The organism is Candidatus Omnitrophota bacterium, from assembly GCA_028707125.1.
Lineage (GTDB): Bacteria > Omnitrophota > Gorgyraeia > Gygaellales > JAQTUX01 > JAQTUX01.
Map to the genome: position 1 here is coordinate 510,671 of JAQTUX010000001.1, position 16,827 is coordinate 527,497.

The 16,827-nt window shown below is 51.1% G+C and carries 18 protein-coding genes, 3 tRNA genes and 1 other RNA gene; 21 read left to right on the forward strand and 1 reads right to left on the reverse strand.

What is annotated here, in order from left to right; translation table 11 throughout:
• Window positions 1-12: 12 nt before the first annotated feature.
• From ssrA to rdgB, 12 genes are all read left to right on the forward strand, one after another.
• Window positions 13-429, forward strand: a transfer-messenger RNA (tmRNA) gene (ssrA, locus tag PHR44_02315).
• 124 nt (window positions 430-553) lie between these two features.
• On the forward strand, window positions 554-958 hold the full coding sequence (locus tag PHR44_02320; protein ID MDD4909506.1) for an LAGLIDADG family homing endonuclease: 405 nt from the start codon (window positions 554-556) through the stop codon (window positions 956-958).
• Between the two features lie 220 nt (window positions 959-1,178).
• Window positions 1,179-2,264 carry an N-acetylmuramoyl-L-alanine amidase gene (locus tag PHR44_02325; protein MDD4909507.1) on the forward strand — a complete coding sequence of 362 codons (1,086 nt, stop codon included), beginning with the start codon at window positions 1,179-1,181 and terminating at the stop codon, window positions 2,262-2,264.
• 2 nt (window positions 2,265-2,266) lie between these two features.
• Window positions 2,267-3,058, forward strand: coding sequence for a glutamate racemase (gene murI, locus PHR44_02330; GenBank protein MDD4909508.1), 792 nt, complete (start codon window positions 2,267-2,269; stop codon window positions 3,056-3,058).
• A gap of 2 nt (window positions 3,059-3,060) precedes the next feature.
• A complete protein-coding gene (queD, locus tag PHR44_02335) occupies window positions 3,061-3,432 on the forward strand; it encodes a 6-carboxytetrahydropterin synthase QueD (protein ID MDD4909509.1) in 372 nt (123 codons plus the stop codon).
• Window positions 3,429-4,085: a 7-cyano-7-deazaguanine synthase QueC gene (gene queC, locus PHR44_02340; protein MDD4909510.1), complete on the forward strand. Its 657-nt coding sequence runs from the start codon at window positions 3,429-3,431 to the stop codon at window positions 4,083-4,085. The genes queD and queC overlap by 4 nt, the downstream gene beginning before the upstream one ends.
• On the forward strand, window positions 4,082-4,747 hold the full coding sequence (locus PHR44_02345) for a 7-carboxy-7-deazaguanine synthase QueE (protein ID MDD4909511.1): 666 nt from the start codon (window positions 4,082-4,084) through the stop codon (window positions 4,745-4,747). The genes queC and PHR44_02345 overlap by 4 nt, the downstream gene beginning before the upstream one ends.
• On the forward strand, window positions 4,747-5,139 hold the full coding sequence (gene queF, locus PHR44_02350) for a preQ(1) synthase (protein ID MDD4909512.1): 393 nt from the start codon (window positions 4,747-4,749) through the stop codon (window positions 5,137-5,139). Before PHR44_02345 ends, queF begins: the two co-directional genes overlap by 1 nt.
• A complete protein-coding gene (locus PHR44_02355) occupies window positions 5,136-5,972 on the forward strand; it encodes a fumarate hydratase (GenBank protein ID MDD4909513.1) in 837 nt (278 codons plus the stop codon). The genes queF and PHR44_02355 overlap by 4 nt, the downstream gene beginning before the upstream one ends.
• Complete coding sequence (locus tag PHR44_02360; protein MDD4909514.1) at window positions 5,969-6,493, forward strand: FumA C-terminus/TtdB family hydratase beta subunit; 525 nt, start codon at window positions 5,969-5,971, stop codon at window positions 6,491-6,493. The genes PHR44_02355 and PHR44_02360 overlap by 4 nt, the downstream gene beginning before the upstream one ends.
• Window positions 6,487-7,200, forward strand: coding sequence for a ribonuclease PH (gene rph, locus PHR44_02365; protein ID MDD4909515.1), 714 nt, complete (start codon window positions 6,487-6,489; stop codon window positions 7,198-7,200). The genes PHR44_02360 and rph overlap by 7 nt, the downstream gene beginning before the upstream one ends.
• Window positions 7,190-7,819, forward strand: a complete 630-nt coding sequence (rdgB, locus tag PHR44_02370) for an RdgB/HAM1 family non-canonical purine NTP pyrophosphatase (GenBank protein ID MDD4909516.1) — start codon at window positions 7,190-7,192, stop codon at window positions 7,817-7,819. The genes rph and rdgB overlap by 11 nt, the downstream gene beginning before the upstream one ends.
• On the opposite strand, the gene PHR44_02375 is transcribed toward rdgB, so the two are convergent.
• A complete protein-coding gene (locus tag PHR44_02375; GenBank protein MDD4909517.1) occupies window positions 7,794-10,265 on the reverse strand; it encodes an AsmA family protein in 2,472 nt (823 codons plus the stop codon). The two genes, rdgB and PHR44_02375, sit on opposite strands and share 26 nt — an antisense overlap.
• A 57-nt stretch (window positions 10,266-10,322) precedes the next feature.
• On the opposite strand from PHR44_02375, the gene PHR44_02380 reads away from it, so the two are divergent.
• From PHR44_02380 to PHR44_02420, 9 genes are all read left to right on the forward strand, one after another.
• Window positions 10,323-11,399, forward strand: a complete 1,077-nt coding sequence (locus PHR44_02380) for a radical SAM protein (protein ID MDD4909518.1) — start codon at window positions 10,323-10,325, stop codon at window positions 11,397-11,399.
• A 6-nt stretch (window positions 11,400-11,405) separates the two neighbouring features.
• A complete protein-coding gene (locus PHR44_02385; GenBank protein ID MDD4909519.1) occupies window positions 11,406-13,364 on the forward strand; it encodes a YfhO family protein in 1,959 nt (652 codons plus the stop codon).
• Window positions 13,365-13,478: 114 nt separating this feature from the next.
• Window positions 13,479-13,553: transfer RNA gene (locus PHR44_02390), tRNA-Pro, on the forward strand.
• A 10-nt stretch (window positions 13,554-13,563) separates the two neighbouring features.
• Window positions 13,564-13,637 (forward strand) — tRNA-Arg (locus PHR44_02395).
• A 31-nt stretch (window positions 13,638-13,668) separates the two neighbouring features.
• Window positions 13,669-14,994: a DUF748 domain-containing protein gene (locus PHR44_02400; protein MDD4909520.1), complete on the forward strand. Its 1,326-nt coding sequence runs from the start codon at window positions 13,669-13,671 to the stop codon at window positions 14,992-14,994.
• A 9-nt stretch (window positions 14,995-15,003) separates the two neighbouring features.
• Window positions 15,004-15,079: transfer RNA gene (locus PHR44_02405), tRNA-His, on the forward strand.
• 177 nt (window positions 15,080-15,256) lie between these two features.
• Window positions 15,257-15,829, forward strand: coding sequence for a nucleotidyltransferase domain-containing protein (locus tag PHR44_02410; protein ID MDD4909521.1), 573 nt, complete (start codon window positions 15,257-15,259; stop codon window positions 15,827-15,829).
• Entirely contained in the window at window positions 15,819-16,286 is a 468-nt protein-coding gene (locus PHR44_02415; GenBank protein ID MDD4909522.1) for a HEPN domain-containing protein, read from the forward strand. Before PHR44_02410 ends, PHR44_02415 begins: the two co-directional genes overlap by 11 nt.
• Window positions 16,287-16,384: 98 nt before the next feature.
• Window positions 16,385-16,633, forward strand: coding sequence for a GIY-YIG nuclease family protein (locus tag PHR44_02420; protein ID MDD4909523.1), 249 nt, complete (start codon window positions 16,385-16,387; stop codon window positions 16,631-16,633).
• Window positions 16,634-16,827: the final 194 nt, after the last annotated feature.

A 16,827-nucleotide genomic window follows, 5' to 3' on the forward strand; every position in this document is an offset into this window, starting at 1 on the left:
AGGAGGGGGTGATCTGGTCTCGACCTGAGACGAGCCGGGTAAGAGCAGCATGCCGCGGACGCAGGGTAGGCCGCGTTAACAATCCTTGCACATATAAACGCTAACGAACAGTTGACGTTTAACGGGCTGATGAGCACAATGGAAGTGGTTCCTTCCACTTTTGTTGCGCCTCAGTTCGCGCTAAGCCTCGTTCGTTAATTAACGAACGAGCCTCTACTTAGCCCTGTCTGGGGGCTGGGATAGAGCGGTTACAGACTGGCTCCAATAGTTTGCCTTTGTAGTTGGGGCGAGATCTTAAAAGGCTGCTGTTCCGGCGATTCTGTTTATCGAAGCGGCGGAAAGTAAGCATAAAAGATAAACTAAGCATGTAGCGGCTTTTATCGGGCTGCTTGGGGACGCGGGTTCGATCGGTAAAGGTCGACTCCCGAAGCAATTCGGGATGAAAAATCTGGCTTACATCAGGGAAACCCTAACGTAGAGACGAGGGCAACCCTGAGGGGTGATGAGCCCTGCAGAGACTGCCTCTTTTAAGAGGCGATAGGAGGCGATACCGTTGGAAGAAGTCGAGAAAGCGTATATCGCGGGAATCGTTGATGGCGAAGGGACTGTAACCTTGATGAAGCACCATAAAAATGAGACGCATATCCCTTTTGTTGGGATTGCTAATAATAATTTGGGGCTTCTGAAGTGGATTAAGTCTCTGGTGGGCGGCAATATTTGTTCGAAGAAGAAAAGATTGCCGCATCACAATGATTCCTATGTCTTAAACATAAGACAGGATAGGGCTTTACGTTTTCTCGGCGAAATAGGCGAATACCTGATCGTAAAGAAACCACAGGCAGAATTGATACTGCAGAAGTATAAGTCTGTCACGCATCGTAACGGAAGATATACTCCTGCGTTGCTGCAAAAAAAGATGCAGTTGGTTGCCGAGATCAGAAGGCTTAACCAGCGGTAAATATATGCCTCTTATAATATGCCAGGCTCCGTCAGGGATTTAGGCGGATGAAGAGATAGTCCACGCTATTTGGAAAACAAATAGATAAGTGTCCCGCCACCTCCACCAACTTTTTCCGACAAGGAAAAAGTTGGTGGATACTTAACGAGCGTAGCGCTGCGACAAGCAGCGCAGCGAGTTAAGTATCTTAAACGAGTGTAGTGCCTAACAAGAAAGCTTAATGCATAATATCTTTAGAAATCGCGTATTCCTTTACTGCTGCCTGTTGCTTGCGGGCAGTTATTTGTTGACCGGCTGCGCCACTGTCCCTTCACGCATTGAAGGTATGCCGCGTTATTCCCTTAACGGCACATCCTATCTTCCGCTCATATCCGTATGCGAGAAGATGGGCGTAAAGTGGGAATATGATACGCTCACGCGCCAGATCTCCCTTTATAAAAACAACCATACAGTTAAAATGGCGGTGGGCAGCAGCTGGATCCAGATAGACGGTTCTCCCCGGCGCATTGAAATGCCTGTGCGGGCCTACAGGGGCATCGTGGTCATACCGCAGGGCCTGAGGACTTCCCTGTTCAGCTCGCTGTTTGAGGGGCCTGCTGCCCCGGCCAGGGCAAGGAGGATCAAAAGGATAGTGCTGGATGCCGGCCACGGCGGCAAGGACCCCGGGGCGATAGGAAGAGGGGGGTTAAGGGAGAAAGACGTGAACTTTGATATCGTAAAGCGCTTGAAAAAGCGCCTTGAGTCCGAAGGCTTTGAAGTCATATTGACAAGGGCAAGTGATATCTTTATTACACTGGGCGAGCGCTCCCGTATCGCCAACAGGTCGGGCGCGGACCTGTTCATAAGCATTCACAGTAACGCCAACCGTTCAAAGTATGTCAACGGTTTTGAAGTGTATTATCTTACCTCTACGGTGGACGATTCTAACCGGGCTTATACCACTGCCATGAATACCGCCTCTTCTCCCATGGACGGCGACATAGCTGTCCCGTCGGAGTCGCTCAGGGCCACGCTCTGGGACCTCTATTTTACCCAGAACCGCTCTGATTCAATAGGCCTGGCAAAGAGCATAACCAGGGAAGCGAACAAGTATATGGGGCTTAAGATACTGGGCGTAAAGGGCGCGAAGTTTTTTGTCCTGAAGGGCGCGCGCATGCCGGCGGTGCTGGTTGAGGTGGGTTTCCTCTCCAATAGTAAAGAGGAGCGTTTGCTCAGGAACGGATATTACAGGCAGCAGATCGCCGACAGCATTGCCGGCGGCATAATGAATTATGCTGATTCGGGATATTACCGGGGAGGGGCGTAGGCTTGAGGCAGGCGATCGGGGTATTTGATTCAGGGGTAGGCGGGCTTACCGTAGCCAGGGAATTGATCCATCAGCTTCCCTGCGAGGACATTGTCTATTTCGGCGACACCGCCCGCGTGCCTTACGGCATAAAATCCAAAGAAACGGTAATAAGGTTTTCCGTTGAGAACACGCTGTTTTTGCTTAAACACGACGTAAAGCTTATCTGCGTTGCCTGTAATACCGCCTCCAGCGTAGCGCTGCCGGTGATCAAGGCGCATTTTAAGGTGCCGGTGGTAGGCGTCATATCTCCGGGAGTGAGAGAGGCGGTTTACGCCACGCAGAATAAACGCGTCGGCGTCATCGGCACGCGCGGCACCATAAGGAGCAGGTCATACGAATATGAAATAAAGCAGCTTGACCCTCAAGTCAAGGTGACCGCTGTTGCCTGCCCTTTATTTGTCCCTTTTGTGGAAGAGGGCTGGCTTTCCGGCGAAGTTGTGCTTAGTGTGGCCCGCGCGTATCTTAAGCCCTTGAAGGATGCCCGCGTAGACACGGTCATACTGGGCTGCACGCATTATCCCTTGCTTAAAGGCATCATTAAGGAAGTGCTGGGCAGGGAAGTCACTTTGATAGATTCCGCCAAACAAGTCGCCATAGAAGTTAAAAAGATATTGATCCAGGACGGCCTGTTAAATAAAGGCCGGGGCGGCAGGCATAATTTTTTCGTGAGCGATAACCCGGAATGGTTCAGCGGACTGGCAGAGACATTTCTGGGCAGGAAGATCAATAATGTGGAAATGGTGAGGGTATAGTAATGCCGTTTGAATTAAGGATTGAAGACAGCTTCAGTTCGGCGCACAACCTCAAGGGATATCGCGGCAGGTGCGAGGACCTGCACGGCCACAACTGGAAGGTTGAGATCCGTGTTGCCGCCGATAAACTGGATAACGTGGGCCTGGCCATTGACTTCAGGTCGCTGAAGAAGATACTTAAGGATACCCTCGACGGGCTCGACCATAAATACCTCAACAGGATCCCCTATTTCAGGAAGCATAACCCCAGCTCAGAGAACATAGCCAGGTATATTTATGAAGAGCTTTTCGCGCGCCTGCGGCGTAAAGGCGTCCTGCTGAAACAGGCGCGGGTCTGGGAGAGCGAGAACGCCTCTGCGATCTATTCTCCATGAAGAAGGCGATAGTCCTGCTTTCGGGCGGGCTTGATTCTGCCACAACTCTTTTTATAGCCGGGGCAAGGGGTTTTAGCCCTCAAGCGCTGATCTTTGATTACGGCCAGAGGCACAGGCGCGAGATCGGATCCGCGAAGAAGATCTGCCGCCTCGCTAAATGCCCATATACAATAATGAAGATCAGCATGCCCTGGAAGGGCTCGGCTCTGCTGGATAGGAAAATACGGATAAGGAAAACAGGGGTTTGCCCGGGGATCCCCGCCACATACGTCCCTTCCAGAAACCTGATCTTTTTGAGTTTCGCCGCCTCATACGCGGAGGCATCCGGCGCGGATGCGGTATTCATCGGCGCCAACGAGATAGATTTTTCCGGTTACCCGGATTGCAGGAAGAGTTTTTTCAGGGCGCTTGAGCGGGTATTCAGGGCCGGGACAAAAAAAGGGGTTGAAGGCAAGCCCTTAAAGATAATCGCGCCTTTAATAAATAAAAGCAAGGCCGAGATCATAAAGATCGGGACGCGGCTGGGCGTGCCTTATGAGTTTACTTCTTCCTGTTACATCGGCAAGGCCGGTCCCTGCGGGAAATGCGACAGCTGCCGCTTGCGGGCAAAGGGTTTCAGAGAGGCAGGGGCCAAGGATCCATTATTGAGATGATCGCGAAAATAGCGGAGATTTTTGAGAGCATTCAGGGAGAGGGGCTGTATCAGGGCAAGCGGCAGATATTTGTGCGTTTTTTCGGCTGTGGCCTTAACTGCCGCTTTTGCGATACAGCGCCGGCTTCTTTTAAGGAATTTTCCGCCTCTGCTCTGGCTGTTGAAGTGTCCGGCTTTGAAGGCAGGTTTCACAGCGTATCGCTTACCGGAGGCGAGCCGCTTGAACAGACGCCTTTCCTGAAGGAACTCTTGAAGCATCTCAAGCCGCTGGGCCATAATATTTTTCTGGAAACAAACGGCATATTATACGAGGAGCTGCGCGGAATGATCGACGATATAGATATTGTCTCAATGGATTTTAAGCTGCCGTCTTCTACCGGCTGCCGGCCGGTGTGGCAGGAGCACAGCAGGTTTCTTGAAATAGCGCGGAAAAAAAACGCCTACGTCAAAGCGGTTATCTGCCGCGATACAGAGGGGCAGGACCTGAACAAGGCGGTAGATATCATCGCGGAGATAGACAGGGACATACCGCTTGTGCTTCAGGAGAATTTCTACGAGGCGGGCTTAGAGGACAAGATATCGAGATACAGGGAGATCGCTGCCAGCCGCCTATCCAACGTAACAAGCGGGATACAGGCGCACAAACTGCTGGGGGTCAGGTAATGAAATCATCCTACGAAAACCTGCAGAGAGGCGTAAGAAAAATGAAGACGCCTACCATAGAGGCCTGGGAGAACCAGTATCCCGACAGGAAATACGAGATAGAGATAAAAGAGCCGGAATTCACCTGCATCTGCCCCAAGACCGGCCTGCCTGATTTTGCCGCCATAACCATCAGGTATTCGCCGGTCAAATACTGCGTAGAGTTGAAGTCATTCAAATATTACGTATATTCTTTTCGCAATGTGGGGATATTTCATGAACATGTCATTAACAGGATGCTGGATGATTTTATCAGGGCGGTAAAGCCGCGCTGGGCAGAGATAGAAGGGGTGTTTAATCCGCGCGGCGGCATCACCACGATAGTGCGCAGGAGTTACGGAAAGAAGGCATGATCACAGAAAATAAAATTATCAACACAGTCGCGGGCCTGTGCGTCAAGGCAAACACGCGTTTAAGGCCGGACGTATTGAGGGCGTTGAAGGCGGCATTGAGGCGGGAGAAAAATAAGGGGGCAAAGTACGCGCTCCGCGTCCTGATAGAAAACGCCTCTATCGCGCGCGGGGAGGGCATCGCCTTATGCCAGGATACCGGGATGCCGGTCGTATTCGTAGAGACAGGCAGCAGGGCGGCGTTAAGCGGCAATATAAAGAATGCCATAATTAGGGGTGTGGAAAAGGGATACAGGCAAGGTTTCCTGCGCGGTTCAATAATAGCCGATCCCTTGACGAGAAAGGCGCCCGCGCGTCCTTCTCCGGCGGTAATACATTTTGATTACGTAAACGGCGCGTCGCTTAAGATCACGGTCTTGCCTAAGGGGTTTGGTTCGGAGAATAAGAGCAGTTTAAGGATGTTCAAACCCACAGCCGGCATTGAGGAGATAGAAGAATACATAGTGGACAGGGTAAAAGACGCGGGGCCTGATGCCTGCCCTCCTTACATAGTCGGTATCGGAATAGGCGGGACCGCGGATTACGCCTGTCTCCTGGCAAAAAAGGCGCTGCTTCGCCCTCTGGACAAGAGGCACAGCAGCTACCTTATCGCCGGCATTGAGAAAGACCTATTGAAGCGCATCAACAAACTGGGAATAGGGGCGGCAGGCCTGGGAGGCAGCAGCACCTGCCTGGCGGCGGCGATAGAAGAATTTCCTACCCACATCTCCGGCCTCGCGGTTGCCGTGAATATTTGCTGCCATGCCCTGCGCTCTGCCTCAGCAATAATAAGATGAAGAGAATATTTTTGCCATTAAGCGACGTAGATCTGTCCGGCCTCAAAGCCGGAGACGCCGTGTTTTTAAACGGTATCGTATACACTGCCCGCGACCAGGCGCACAAGCGGCTGGTCAAGCTGCTTAAGTCAGGCAGGCGCCTGCCGTTTGAGATAAGGGGGGCGGCTTTGTATTATTGCGGGCCTACGCCGGCTAAGCCGGGAAAGATCATAGGTTCTTGCGGTCCGACCACAAGTTCGCGCATGGACGCGTTCACGCCCGCCTTACTGAAGGCAGGGCTTAAGGCCATGATCGGCAAGGGCAGGCGTTCCAAAGAAGTGATCGGCGCGATCAAAAAATATAAAGCGGTGTATTTCACGGCAATAGGCGGCGCCGGAGCGTTTTTAAGCAGGCGCGTAACAGCTTCCGCTTTAACGGCATTTGAGGAATTGGGGCCTGAGGCAGTGCGCTGCCTTCGGCTGAAGGATTTTCCCGCGATAGTGGCGGTTGACCCCGGAGGAAGGAGCGTAAAAGGATGGTAAGAGCTGACGGAAGGGCCAACGATAAAATACGAAAGGTGAAGATAACACGGAATTTCAATAAATACGCGGAGGGCTCCTGCCTGATAGAGATCGGGCAGACCAGGGTCATCTGCACGGCGACAGTAGAAGAGGCAGTGCCGCAATTTTTACGGGGCAGAGGGGTGGGCTGGGTTACCGCCGAATACGGCATGCTGCCGCGCTCCTGCAAGACGCGGGTATCAAGGGACAAGAATTCAGGCAGGACCCATGAGATAAAACGGCTTGTCGGCCGCTCCTTAAGGTCGGCGGTTGATATGGATGAGATGGGCGAGAGGACGATCTGGATCGACTGCGACGTTATACAGGCGGACGGAGGCACGCGCACCGCCTCTATCACCGGAAGCTACGTCGCCCTTGTTGATGCCCTCAATTGGCTGAAGAAGCAGGGCGCTTTTAACAAACTGCCCGTAACCGGCTTTGTCGCGGCAATAAGCGTGGGCATGCTTGAAGAGCATGTTATCCTGGACCTGACTTACGAAGAGGACTCCAGGGCGGACGTTGATATGAACGTGGTGATGAACGGAAAGGGAGAATTCATAGAGATACAGGGCACATCAGAGCGCGAGACATTCAACAGGCAGCAGATGGATAAGATGCTGAAGCTGGCGCAGTCAGGCATTGAAGAGCTTATAGGCGCCCAAAGGGAATTACTTAAGGATGTGTTGTGATCCTGAAGGCGCGGAACTCGTAGCCGCCACTAAAAATAAAAAGAAGTTGGAAGAGATCAGGGAACTGCTTAAGGATCTTGATCTGAAGATTACCTCCCTGTCGGACTACCCCGCGGCACCGCGCATAATTGAGAACGGCAGGACATTCAAAGCCAACGCGGTAAAGAAGGCGGTCAAGATCGCCCGTTTTACGGGGAAGCTGACGCTGGGAGAGGATTCCGGGCTTGAGGTTGAGGCATTAGGCAATCAGCCCGGCGTGCGCTCCTCAAGGTTTTCCGGCAAGAACAAAAGCGACAACCAGAATAATTTAAAACTGCTTAAACTCCTTGAAGGCGTGCCGCTCTCTAAAAGGAAGGCCAGATACCGCTCGAGCGTTGCCCTTGCCGGCGCCAAAGGGCTTATAGGAGTGGTTGAAGGAAGCTGTTCCGGATTGATCGGATTTACGCCGAGGGGCAGTTACGGCTTCGGCTATGACCCGCTGTTTCTTATCCCCAGGTTCAAAAAGACCTTCGCGCAATTAGGCCCTCTCGTCAAACACAAAATGAGCCACCGTTTCCGCGCGCTAAAGAAGGCAAGGGCGCTTATCGCGGCGTCTATTTGCCGAAGATCAGGTCGGTAATATTCTTGATATTTTTAATGGGGTCCATAACCGCGGACTTCAAGCTGTATTTCGGCTCTTTGACCGTGCCGCTTATCTTGATGGTTATGCCCGGGCCGCCGAATATGGCGGTGGTGATCTTGCGTATGTCGCCGGTTTCCTTGAGCAGGCCCTCGCTCATTATCGCCTCAAGGGTGAAGTCAAGGCTGCTGTCAAATCCTATGGAGCCCTTTCCCTGCAGATGAAGTGAGTCGCTGGATAGCGCCAGGTCTTCGGTGCGGACAAAGCCGTCCCGCAGTATAAAAGAAGCGCCCCCTTCGCTGAAGACGATATTCTGGAACGCGGGGACAAATATGAAGTTTCCCAGCCCTTTGAGCAGGTTCAGCTCCCATATCTTGCCTTCTATTATTGATACGATGCCGTCTCCCTGCAGTTGAGCCATATCAGCGCCCCTGCCGTTTAAACTGAGCGAGGCGTTGAGCGTTCCCGCGTAGTCCTTGCCTTTGAGTTTGGGAAAATCATTTTCCAGAAGCGAGATATCCGCCCTGGTTATGCCCGCGTTCAGGCTGTGCACAGGCGTTTCCGCGGCAAAATTTACCGCGCCTTCCAGGTTAAGCGCGCCGGCGTACAGCGAGGAATTAGCGTTGACCTTTAACAGGCGGTTGCTTTGGCTGATGTTTGAAGATAAGGTATTTAATGAAACCCCGTATAATGATATTCGGGGTGAACTGATCCCGGCGTCCACCTGCCAGTTTTTATAGTCAGCCGCCTGTCCTTTCAGCGTGCCTTCAATTTTAAGCAGGCCCACGGGTTTTATCCGGCCGATCGCGTCTTTTACCTGTTGGGGAAGCGGGGCAGAGCCGAGGTTCTCCAGGTTGATCTCCGCGGCCAGGCCCATGTCCAAAAACGGGCTGCTTGTGTCGGCGGTCGTGATCACGCCGCTCGCGTTGAGAATTGAATCAAAGTAGCTCGCGTTAAAGGAGTTGACCGTGATCTGTTTGCCGATGATCTCCAGCTTGCTCTTTATCGCCAACTCATTATTATTTAAGGTAAAATCAATGAGCGGCCTGGCAAAGTCAGTCAGCGCGCCTTCGGAAGTAAACCGCATCTCCTCATAGGTAAAACCCGCCTGTTTCCAACTCAATGTATCTTTGGAAAATTCCACCACCGCGTTCACGTTCTTCAGCGGTTCGGGCAGCGCCTTTAAACCGCATTCCGCCTCAGAGATGGCCAGCCGGCCGTCGTATTTAAGCGGCATATCTCCGCTTAGCGCTCCGCTCACATTCGCGGAAAACGCGATCTTGCCGGTCACATCAAGCGGTATCTCTCCGGCAGCATCTTTCAGCGCCTTAAGCAGCGTGCCCGCGTCGGTGTCTGCCGAGGCAGTCAATTCAATATAGGGAGGAAAGCCCAGTTTTGCTTTGCCGTTTATTAAGAAGGGGATCTCCTTTACCCGCAGAACGATGTTTTCATATGCAACAAGGTTCCGGTCAAAGGTAAGCGCGCCTTTGATGCTCTGGATCTCGCCTATCCGCGGTATGCCGGATACCCTGGTATCTTCCAGCGCGATGCTGCCCTTGTACGATGTTGCCCCGCCTTTTAGCGGCAGGGAGATATCGGGCTTGAGCAGCCAGTTTGCCGTAACTTCGATCTCGTTGTATTTTACGCGCGCGTCCTTAAGCGGGATCTCCGCCGTTATATTAAGCTTATCCTGAGAGAATTTCAGCGACGCCTTTATCAGCGGCGATACGCCGGATATCTCGGCGGGGATTATGCGGAAGTATTCTTTGATCTCAGAAAGCGGCAGGTCGCTGAGCGTGATATCGGCGTTACCCTGTTTTTTGGCGATAAGGAACTGCCCTTTTAAATTCAGCTTACTTGTTACCTGTCCCCGCGCCATTGCCGCCGACAGCCGCAGGTCTATTTTAGCCGGCAGATCAAGCGACGCCTTAAGGTTTATCTCGTTGATCTCTTTTTTGTATTCAGGGTCAAACCGCTTATCCCGGAACACAACCTCGCCGTCCGCTATGTTAATGCCGCCGATCATCAGGGAAAACGCGGGCTTATCCGTTTTTGCCGGCTTGAGGAACCGCGTAATATTCAGCTGTCCGGCCTGGTCAATGGCCGCGCTCAGCCGCGGCTTGTTGATCTTAATGGAGGGGATTATGATCTTCTTCTGTTTGAAAATAGGCAGGACCAATAAGTTGAAAGAGATGTCCTCGCAGGAAAATACCTCTTCGTTGGCGCCCTTTTCAGAGAGCCCTATGTTCTTTATCACAAAGCCGCGGATGATGTTGTATTCCAGGGAGCCCACGCGCGCGGACAGGGTAGTGGCGTCTTCAATGCCGGATATGAGAAGTGCCCTGAGCTTGACCGGCAGATAGAATTTATTCAGGTAGAAAAGCGAGCCGACAACCAGCAGTATAAAAGCGGCAAGATAAATAAGGACGCGTTTCTTTTTGGCCATGGGACTATTATATACTATTTTTCCTACATATCAATCAGTGTGATATAATATATCTCAATGTCCATATCCGCCATAGATTCCATACGCTGCAGGTTCAATTATCCCTACCGCGCGCTCCGCAATAAGCTCCTGGGAAGGAGCGACCCGCTTATAGTGATCCTGGTCGTAAATAATGAATGCAACCTGAAATGCAGGTATTGCTTCGGCCAATACTGCGCGAGAAAGGCCGGCAGTGATTTCAACACCGCGCAGATAATCAGCATCGTTGATGAGCTGCACGCTTTGGGCACGCGCGTGCTGACGGTGCACGGAGGCGAGACGCTGTTAAGGGACGACATCGGCGAGATCGTTGACTACATAAAGAAAAAGGGGATGTATATCCACCTTGTGACCAACGGCCTGCTGCTTAAACAGAAGATCGGCCTGATAAGAAAAGTGGACAGCTTGTGCATCAGTTTTGACGGCAGGCAGGAGGGGCATGAGGCCAACCGGGGCGCGGGCACATTCAAGCCCACGCTTGAGGCGATAAAACTGGCCAAGAGAGAAGGGTTCCGCCTGCGTATCCACGCCACCATCACCAAATACACAAAGGACGATATTGAATACCTTGCCAAGCTGGCAAGGGAAATAGGGTTCTTCCAGTATTTCAGCATCCTCTATCAATGCGGCGGGGTGACCCGGGAATTTCAGGAGCTTATGTTGAGCGATGAGGAGACAAAAGACGCGATCCGGCAGATCATACACTGGAAGAAAAAGGGCTATCCCATTTTTACTTCTTACCGCGTGCTTGAGAACGCCTTAAACTGGCCTTATCCCTACATCAAGCCGCATCTCAGGCCGGAGGAGATACCCGCGCGCTTTAAGCCCATTGACTGTTTTTACGGCAAAAGCAAATTCATAATAGACGCGGACGGCCGCGTCTATCCCTGTTTCGCGCTTATGGATGAATTCAAGCCCCTCAACATAAAGGAAGTGGGGCTGAAGAGGGCGATAGAGCACGTAAGAGACGCGAAGCGCTGCTCCAGCTGCATGTATTTTACCAATAATGACCACAACCTTCTACTGGGCCTTTCAATCAGGCAGCTCCTCAATCAATGCAAGTTACAATTCAAGGAACTGATCGGAAGATATTAAGGCGCCATGCATAGTTTCGCGGCATTATTTTATCCGGCTTTTATTCTGGGGGTATGCCTGCTGCCGTTCTATCTGTTCAGGCGCAGCTGGAAGGAAACCGGCATTATCGCCTGCGTCGTGATCTATTTCTTTATCCTGAATAAGGACTTGCTCGGCGGCAGGCAGGTGTTTTACCACGACACGCGTTTCACCTACGAATACCTTCTGATGATCTTTAAGCAATGGCTGGACAGCGGCGCCGCGGTCGGCTGGAATCCCTATATGAACGCGGGAGAGCCGCTGTATCTGTTCTCCAATTATTTTCTCTGGGCGCCCTGGGTATTATTTTGCTGGATAAATAAATTTACCGGCATCAACGCCCACGCCCTGTTCAATATGTTCTGGTTGTTTTTGTTCGTCAATTTCTGCGTCGGCGGCCTGCTGTTCTTTCTGGCCTTATACGACAATTTCAAGGCAGCGCTGTTCTCTTTCATCGCCTTGATGCTCGGCGGGATGTTCATCGTAAACCTGGGCCAGCCCATGGGGTTGGCCACGATGTATTACCTGCCCTATATACTTTTCTGCCTCGCCTTATCCGTTAAGAGAAAAGATATTTACGGCTTTGTTCTCGCCGTTGCCTTCTCGGGGATAGCCCTGAATCATTACCTGCCTCACTATGTCTTTTTGGCGGCCGGCATCTGCGTCTTTTTCTTTCTCGCGTTTAATTTCAGGTTGCTGCCCGCGGCGCTGCGTTTATTGGGCTCAGGATATAGATTTATGCTTTTAGCTCTGGCAGTCGCTTTGCTGGCGGCATCGCCTGCCATGTTCCTGGCCGGGGAGATGCGGAATTACGTGTCTCCCAGCCGCGGCGGCGCCCTGGCCGGAGCCGCGCTTGAGCCCGGCCGCAGCGGCTACCAGCCCGGCGTTAAAGCGTCGCTGTCCGATTATCGGATATTGCTTAAGCAGGATCTTCCTTCCGACGCGAATATACACCACGCCTTTTATTTCGGCATTGTGCCGCTTTTGCTTATGCCGCTGGCTATATTCGGGCGGCGCAACAGACGCGCCTGGGCTATCCTCGCTAGCGCTGCCTTGCTCATATTCCTGGGCAGCGGCAATGATTTCTGGGGATACCGCCTGTTGATAAAATATGTCCCGGGATTTAATATGATCAGGCATTCTTTCGGGCTGGCCCAATTTGCCGCCTTTTTCCTGATATGCCTGTCGGGTTTCGGGCTCAAGGAATTACTGCGGGATAACGGCAGAAAACAGCTGTTCTTCTGGCTGGCAGTCATTGTTTTATTAACGGATTTAAGTTTATTTTATGTCCGCCATAACAAGAGCAACGCCTCGCAGGCGTTGCGGGTCACTCCGGCGAATATAGTTTATCCCCGGGAAAGGTCTCTTTATCCTTCTCAGGCCTACCCATTGCCTCCGGATATCTCGCCTTTAATTTACAAGAAGGCGGCATTAAAAAATCCCTTTCTCAATTTCACGCTCTTCAGGGATAAGCGTCTTAACGATATACTTAATCGCTTTCTGCCGGAAAACGGCTATGAGCTGGCATTGGGCGTGGGCGGGCCGCTGATCTATTTTACTCAAGACAGAGGCGCTTTGCTTTCGGAGGAATTTTACAATATGGGCGATAATGGGGCCGCGGGGCAAGGGGCGGTTGACTATATACAAACCAATAAACCCAATGAGCTGGAGGTCCTGGTCAAGGCGCCCGCGCCCGGGTTACTTGTGCGGCTGGAGAGTTTTCACCCCGGCTGGCAGGCATTTATAGACGGAGAAAAGACGCGCGTCCATAGGGCCAATTATACCTTTCAGGCAATAGAGGTGCCTGAGGGGCGTCACAGGGTTGTGTTCAGGTTTGCCACGGCCTACCCGGTATTGTTATATATTCATATCCTTTGCGTATTCTTGACCTGGGCGGCGTTCAACATTTATCTTTTTTCTGGTCCGCGCCTTGCTGCCGCAGGTTGAGGTTGAAAAGCGCGTTTTGGCGTGTTATAATTGAATGCTTGAAATATATAGGTACCGCGGGTAATAAATATTAGCGGGCGGTACCGTTCTTCCGATATGCAATAGAGAAAAGAACGGGGCGTGGCTCAGTTTGGCTAGAGCGTGTGGTTTGGGACCACAAGGTCACAGGTTCGAATCCTGTCGCCCCGACTGGATAAATGTCCCTGTAGCTCAGTTGGATAGAGCATCTGCCTTCTAAGCAGAGGGTCGCCTGTTCGAATCAGGCCAGGGACGCTGAGATGTAAACCCGATAGGGTATTTATATATGATCAATAAGAAAAAACTGTTGCCGGAGGTCCTGCTGATCGCGCTGGGCGCCTGCTCTGTTTTGGTCCTCGCGGTATATGTTTTTGTTTCCCTTAATTACAGGGCGATGGTCGCCTCCGGACTGAAGGGCCTGACCTCCAAGGATATCTCGGTCGGCTCAAGCGAGCTCAGGTTTCCCTTGACGGTCACGCTCAACGACTTGAAGGTAGAGGACCTGTTTGAGGCAAAGGAATTCAGGGTCGGCATCAGCGTGATCGGGTTGATCTTCGGGGACTTGGTGTTCTCTGAGGTCTACCTGGGCGGGCCGAAGCTCACGATGGAACTCAATAAGCCGCTGATAGATTCAGAGCCGCAGCTGCCGGGCGATGGCATAGAGGCAGCGGCTATTGATGTAAGCAAGATACCGCTTCCTCCGGCAGCGCCTTCGGTTTCTGAGGCGCGCGCTGTTGCCGAAGATGAGACGCCCACCAGAGGGTTTGTCATAAAGCGCCTGCGCGTTAAAGACGGCAGCATTGATATTGTTGACAGGAATGCCGGGCCGGAAGGCCTGCTCATATATCTTAACGCCGTGAACGCGGATATAGAGAATTTTTATTTCGCGCCTGAGCCGGTCATCACCAACTTTAATATCAGCGCGCGCATGCCCTGGCAGGGCGGCGGCAAAGAGGGGAGTTTCAACTTCGCCGGATGGATGAACCTGTTCCAGAGGGATATGCAGGCAGACCTGAATATCAACGGCATAGACGGGGTTTACCTGAGCCCTTATTATTCGGAATGGGTTGACGTTGAGGGCGCGCGCATAAACGAGGCGTACCTGAATTTTTCCAGCAACCTGAGCGCGGCGAATAACAACCTGACCGCCAGGTGCCATCTTGAGCTGACGGATATAAAATTTAATCCCCGCCCCGAGGGAGAAGAATTCAATAAGGCGGAGAAGATCACCTCGGCAGTGCTGGATATATTCCGCGAGATGGATAAGGGCAAGGTGGAGCTGAATTTTACCCTGAACACCACTATGGACAAGCCGGGCTTCGGCATCAACACCATACGCCAGGCAGTGGATGAGAAGATAGCCCGGAGAGGCAATAAGCTTGGGCCGGAAGACCTCCTGGCTTTGCCCATTAAGTTCTTGAGCAACGCGCTGAAGGGCACGATCAAAAGCACAGCCGAGATATCCCGCGCCTTGGTCGGCGGTACCATTGAGATCGGCAGGGAGATGAAGAAGTCCGTTGAAGGCGCCTTCAGCAAGGACGAGACAGAGTTGAAGGACATAGAATCAGGAGAAACACAGGAACCGGAGAATAAAAGCAGCGATTTGAATTGATAGATAATGGTGGGTGTAGCTCAGTCTGGTTCAGAGCACTTGACTGTGGCTCAAGTGGCCGCGGGTTCAAATCCCGTCACCCACCCCTTTGATTGTAACTTATTGAGATGAAATGAGTTACGAAATATCCCCGACGGGTCATCTCCGTCGGGGATATTTTATCTGGCGACACCCCTAGGAGTCAGGAAAAGAAGGATTTATGAAGAAATGATTTGACAGTTGTTCTAAAAATGAGTACAATTGTTCTCAAGGTGAGAACGCCATGTTAAAAGATCTGATAGGTTCAAAGACCCGCCAAACCATACTAAAGGCTTTTGTTGAATCTCCCGATAGCGAATATTACACCCGCCAGTTGGCCAAGCTATACAAAATCTCGGTAGGAACGCTTCACAGGGAGCTAAAAAGACTTAGCGCTTCGAGCATTCTTAAAGAGCGCAAAGTCGGCAATATAAAGCTATTTTCCCTGAATAAACAAAATCCTCTTTATGAGGAGATCAAGAATATTATATATAAAACCCAGGGTGTGGTAAGTTTCGTAAGAGACGCAATATCCGGCATAAAAGGCATTAAAGTCGCTTTCATATACGGGTCCTTCGCAAAAGGAGACGAAAGACAGGATAGCGATGTAGATATATTTTTGATGGGGAATAGCATTGATGAAGATAAATTGATACATGCGATAAAAGATGTAGAAAAAAAACTATTTAAAGAAATAAATTATACGCGGTATACGGAAAATGAATACAGAAAAGAGAAGAAAAAGAAGAATTCCTTTATATTAGAAGTCATAAGGGGCAAGAAAACATTTATTAAGGGGGGCGAAGGTGACCTCTAACGGTTTCTTAAGCGAATATATAGAAAAGAAGCTGATTAAGCCGGAGAAAATAGGGACCGACCAGATAGAAAAAGTAATAAAAGCTGCGGAGAAAAGCCTGACAGTCGCAGAGAGGTTGCTTTCAATAGATGAAGAGACCGCCTATGAGAAAGCTTACGCCGCAATGCTCCATGCCGCCAGGGCGTTTGTATTTATGAAAGGATATAGGCCAACGACAAATTTTCAGCATAAGACAGTCGTTGCTTTTACGGCGCACTTTTTAGGCGATAAATATAAAGCTCTAACCGAAAAGTTTGACTATATGAGGAAGAACAGAAACAATTTTATTTACGAACCATGGAAATTTCACGTCTCTATGACTGACGTTAAGAGCGCGTTAAAATCAGCCCATCAGTTTATTGATGTTATCAAAGAAGAAATAAAAAAAGAAAATCCCCAAGGTAATTTTAAGTTTTAAATATCTCGACCTTTTTTCCCTGATTCTTGATTGCAGGAAAAAAGTCCTGGGCCGCCAAAGGCGGACCAGGACTTAGCACTTCTTTAATCCCTCCCCATATGCCTTGGCACGTTTACATCATTGAATGCAGCGACGGCAAGCTCTACACCGGTATCACCAATAACCTGGAACGCAGGATCAAAGCTCACAATAGCGGCAACGGCTGCAGGTTCACGAAATACCGCCGTCCGGTTCAACTTGTCCATTCCGAAGAATGTCCTGCCAAACCCGATGCCTTGAAGAGGGAAGCGCGCATCAAGCGCCTGACAAGGGTGGAGAAAATAGAGCTGATTCAAGCCGCTACATAGTTTAGTGGGTCCTGTCTCTTTTTCCGCTCGGTAGCTAATGAACCTACCCCTTTTCTCGCTCAGTGCGATTTTGCCTAAATCTAACGAGGGCCGGCAAAGGTCTCTCGCAGCTCGGTGCTGCGAACTCGCCCTTTTTGCTTTAACAAAAAGGGCTCAGACAGTCCTCGCACTTTGGGCCTTATAGGCCACAAAGT

Coding starts and splice junctions, on each gene's coding strand:
- PHR44_02420 (MDD4909523.1), top strand. CDS start 16,385: ATGCCTTGGCACGTTTACATCATTGAATGCAGCGACGGCAAGCTCTAC.
- rdgB (MDD4909516.1), top strand. CDS start 7,190: ATGTGTTGTGATCCTGAAGGCGCGGAACTCGTAGCCGCCACTAAAAAT.
- PHR44_02380 (MDD4909518.1), top strand. CDS start 10,323: ATGTCCATATCCGCCATAGATTCCATACGCTGCAGGTTCAATTATCCC.
- PHR44_02325 (MDD4909507.1), top strand. CDS start 1,179: ATGCATAATATCTTTAGAAATCGCGTATTCCTTTACTGCTGCCTGTTG.
- PHR44_02385 (MDD4909519.1), top strand. CDS start 11,406: ATGCATAGTTTCGCGGCATTATTTTATCCGGCTTTTATTCTGGGGGTA.
- PHR44_02355 (MDD4909513.1), top strand. CDS start 5,136: ATGATCACAGAAAATAAAATTATCAACACAGTCGCGGGCCTGTGCGTC.
- PHR44_02375 (MDD4909517.1), bottom strand. CDS start 10,265: ATGGCCAAAAAGAAACGCGTCCTTATTTATCTTGCCGCTTTTATACTG.
- PHR44_02400 (MDD4909520.1), top strand. CDS start 13,669: ATGATCAATAAGAAAAAACTGTTGCCGGAGGTCCTGCTGATCGCGCTG.
- PHR44_02345 (MDD4909511.1), top strand. CDS start 4,082: ATGATCGCGAAAATAGCGGAGATTTTTGAGAGCATTCAGGGAGAGGGG.
- PHR44_02410 (MDD4909521.1), top strand. CDS start 15,257: ATGTTAAAAGATCTGATAGGTTCAAAGACCCGCCAAACCATACTAAAG.
- queD (MDD4909509.1), top strand. CDS start 3,061: ATGCCGTTTGAATTAAGGATTGAAGACAGCTTCAGTTCGGCGCACAAC.
- queC (MDD4909510.1), top strand. CDS start 3,429: ATGAAGAAGGCGATAGTCCTGCTTTCGGGCGGGCTTGATTCTGCCACA.
- PHR44_02360 (MDD4909514.1), top strand. CDS start 5,969: ATGAAGAGAATATTTTTGCCATTAAGCGACGTAGATCTGTCCGGCCTC.
- rph (MDD4909515.1), top strand. CDS start 6,487: ATGGTAAGAGCTGACGGAAGGGCCAACGATAAAATACGAAAGGTGAAG.
- queF (MDD4909512.1), top strand. CDS start 4,747: ATGAAATCATCCTACGAAAACCTGCAGAGAGGCGTAAGAAAAATGAAG.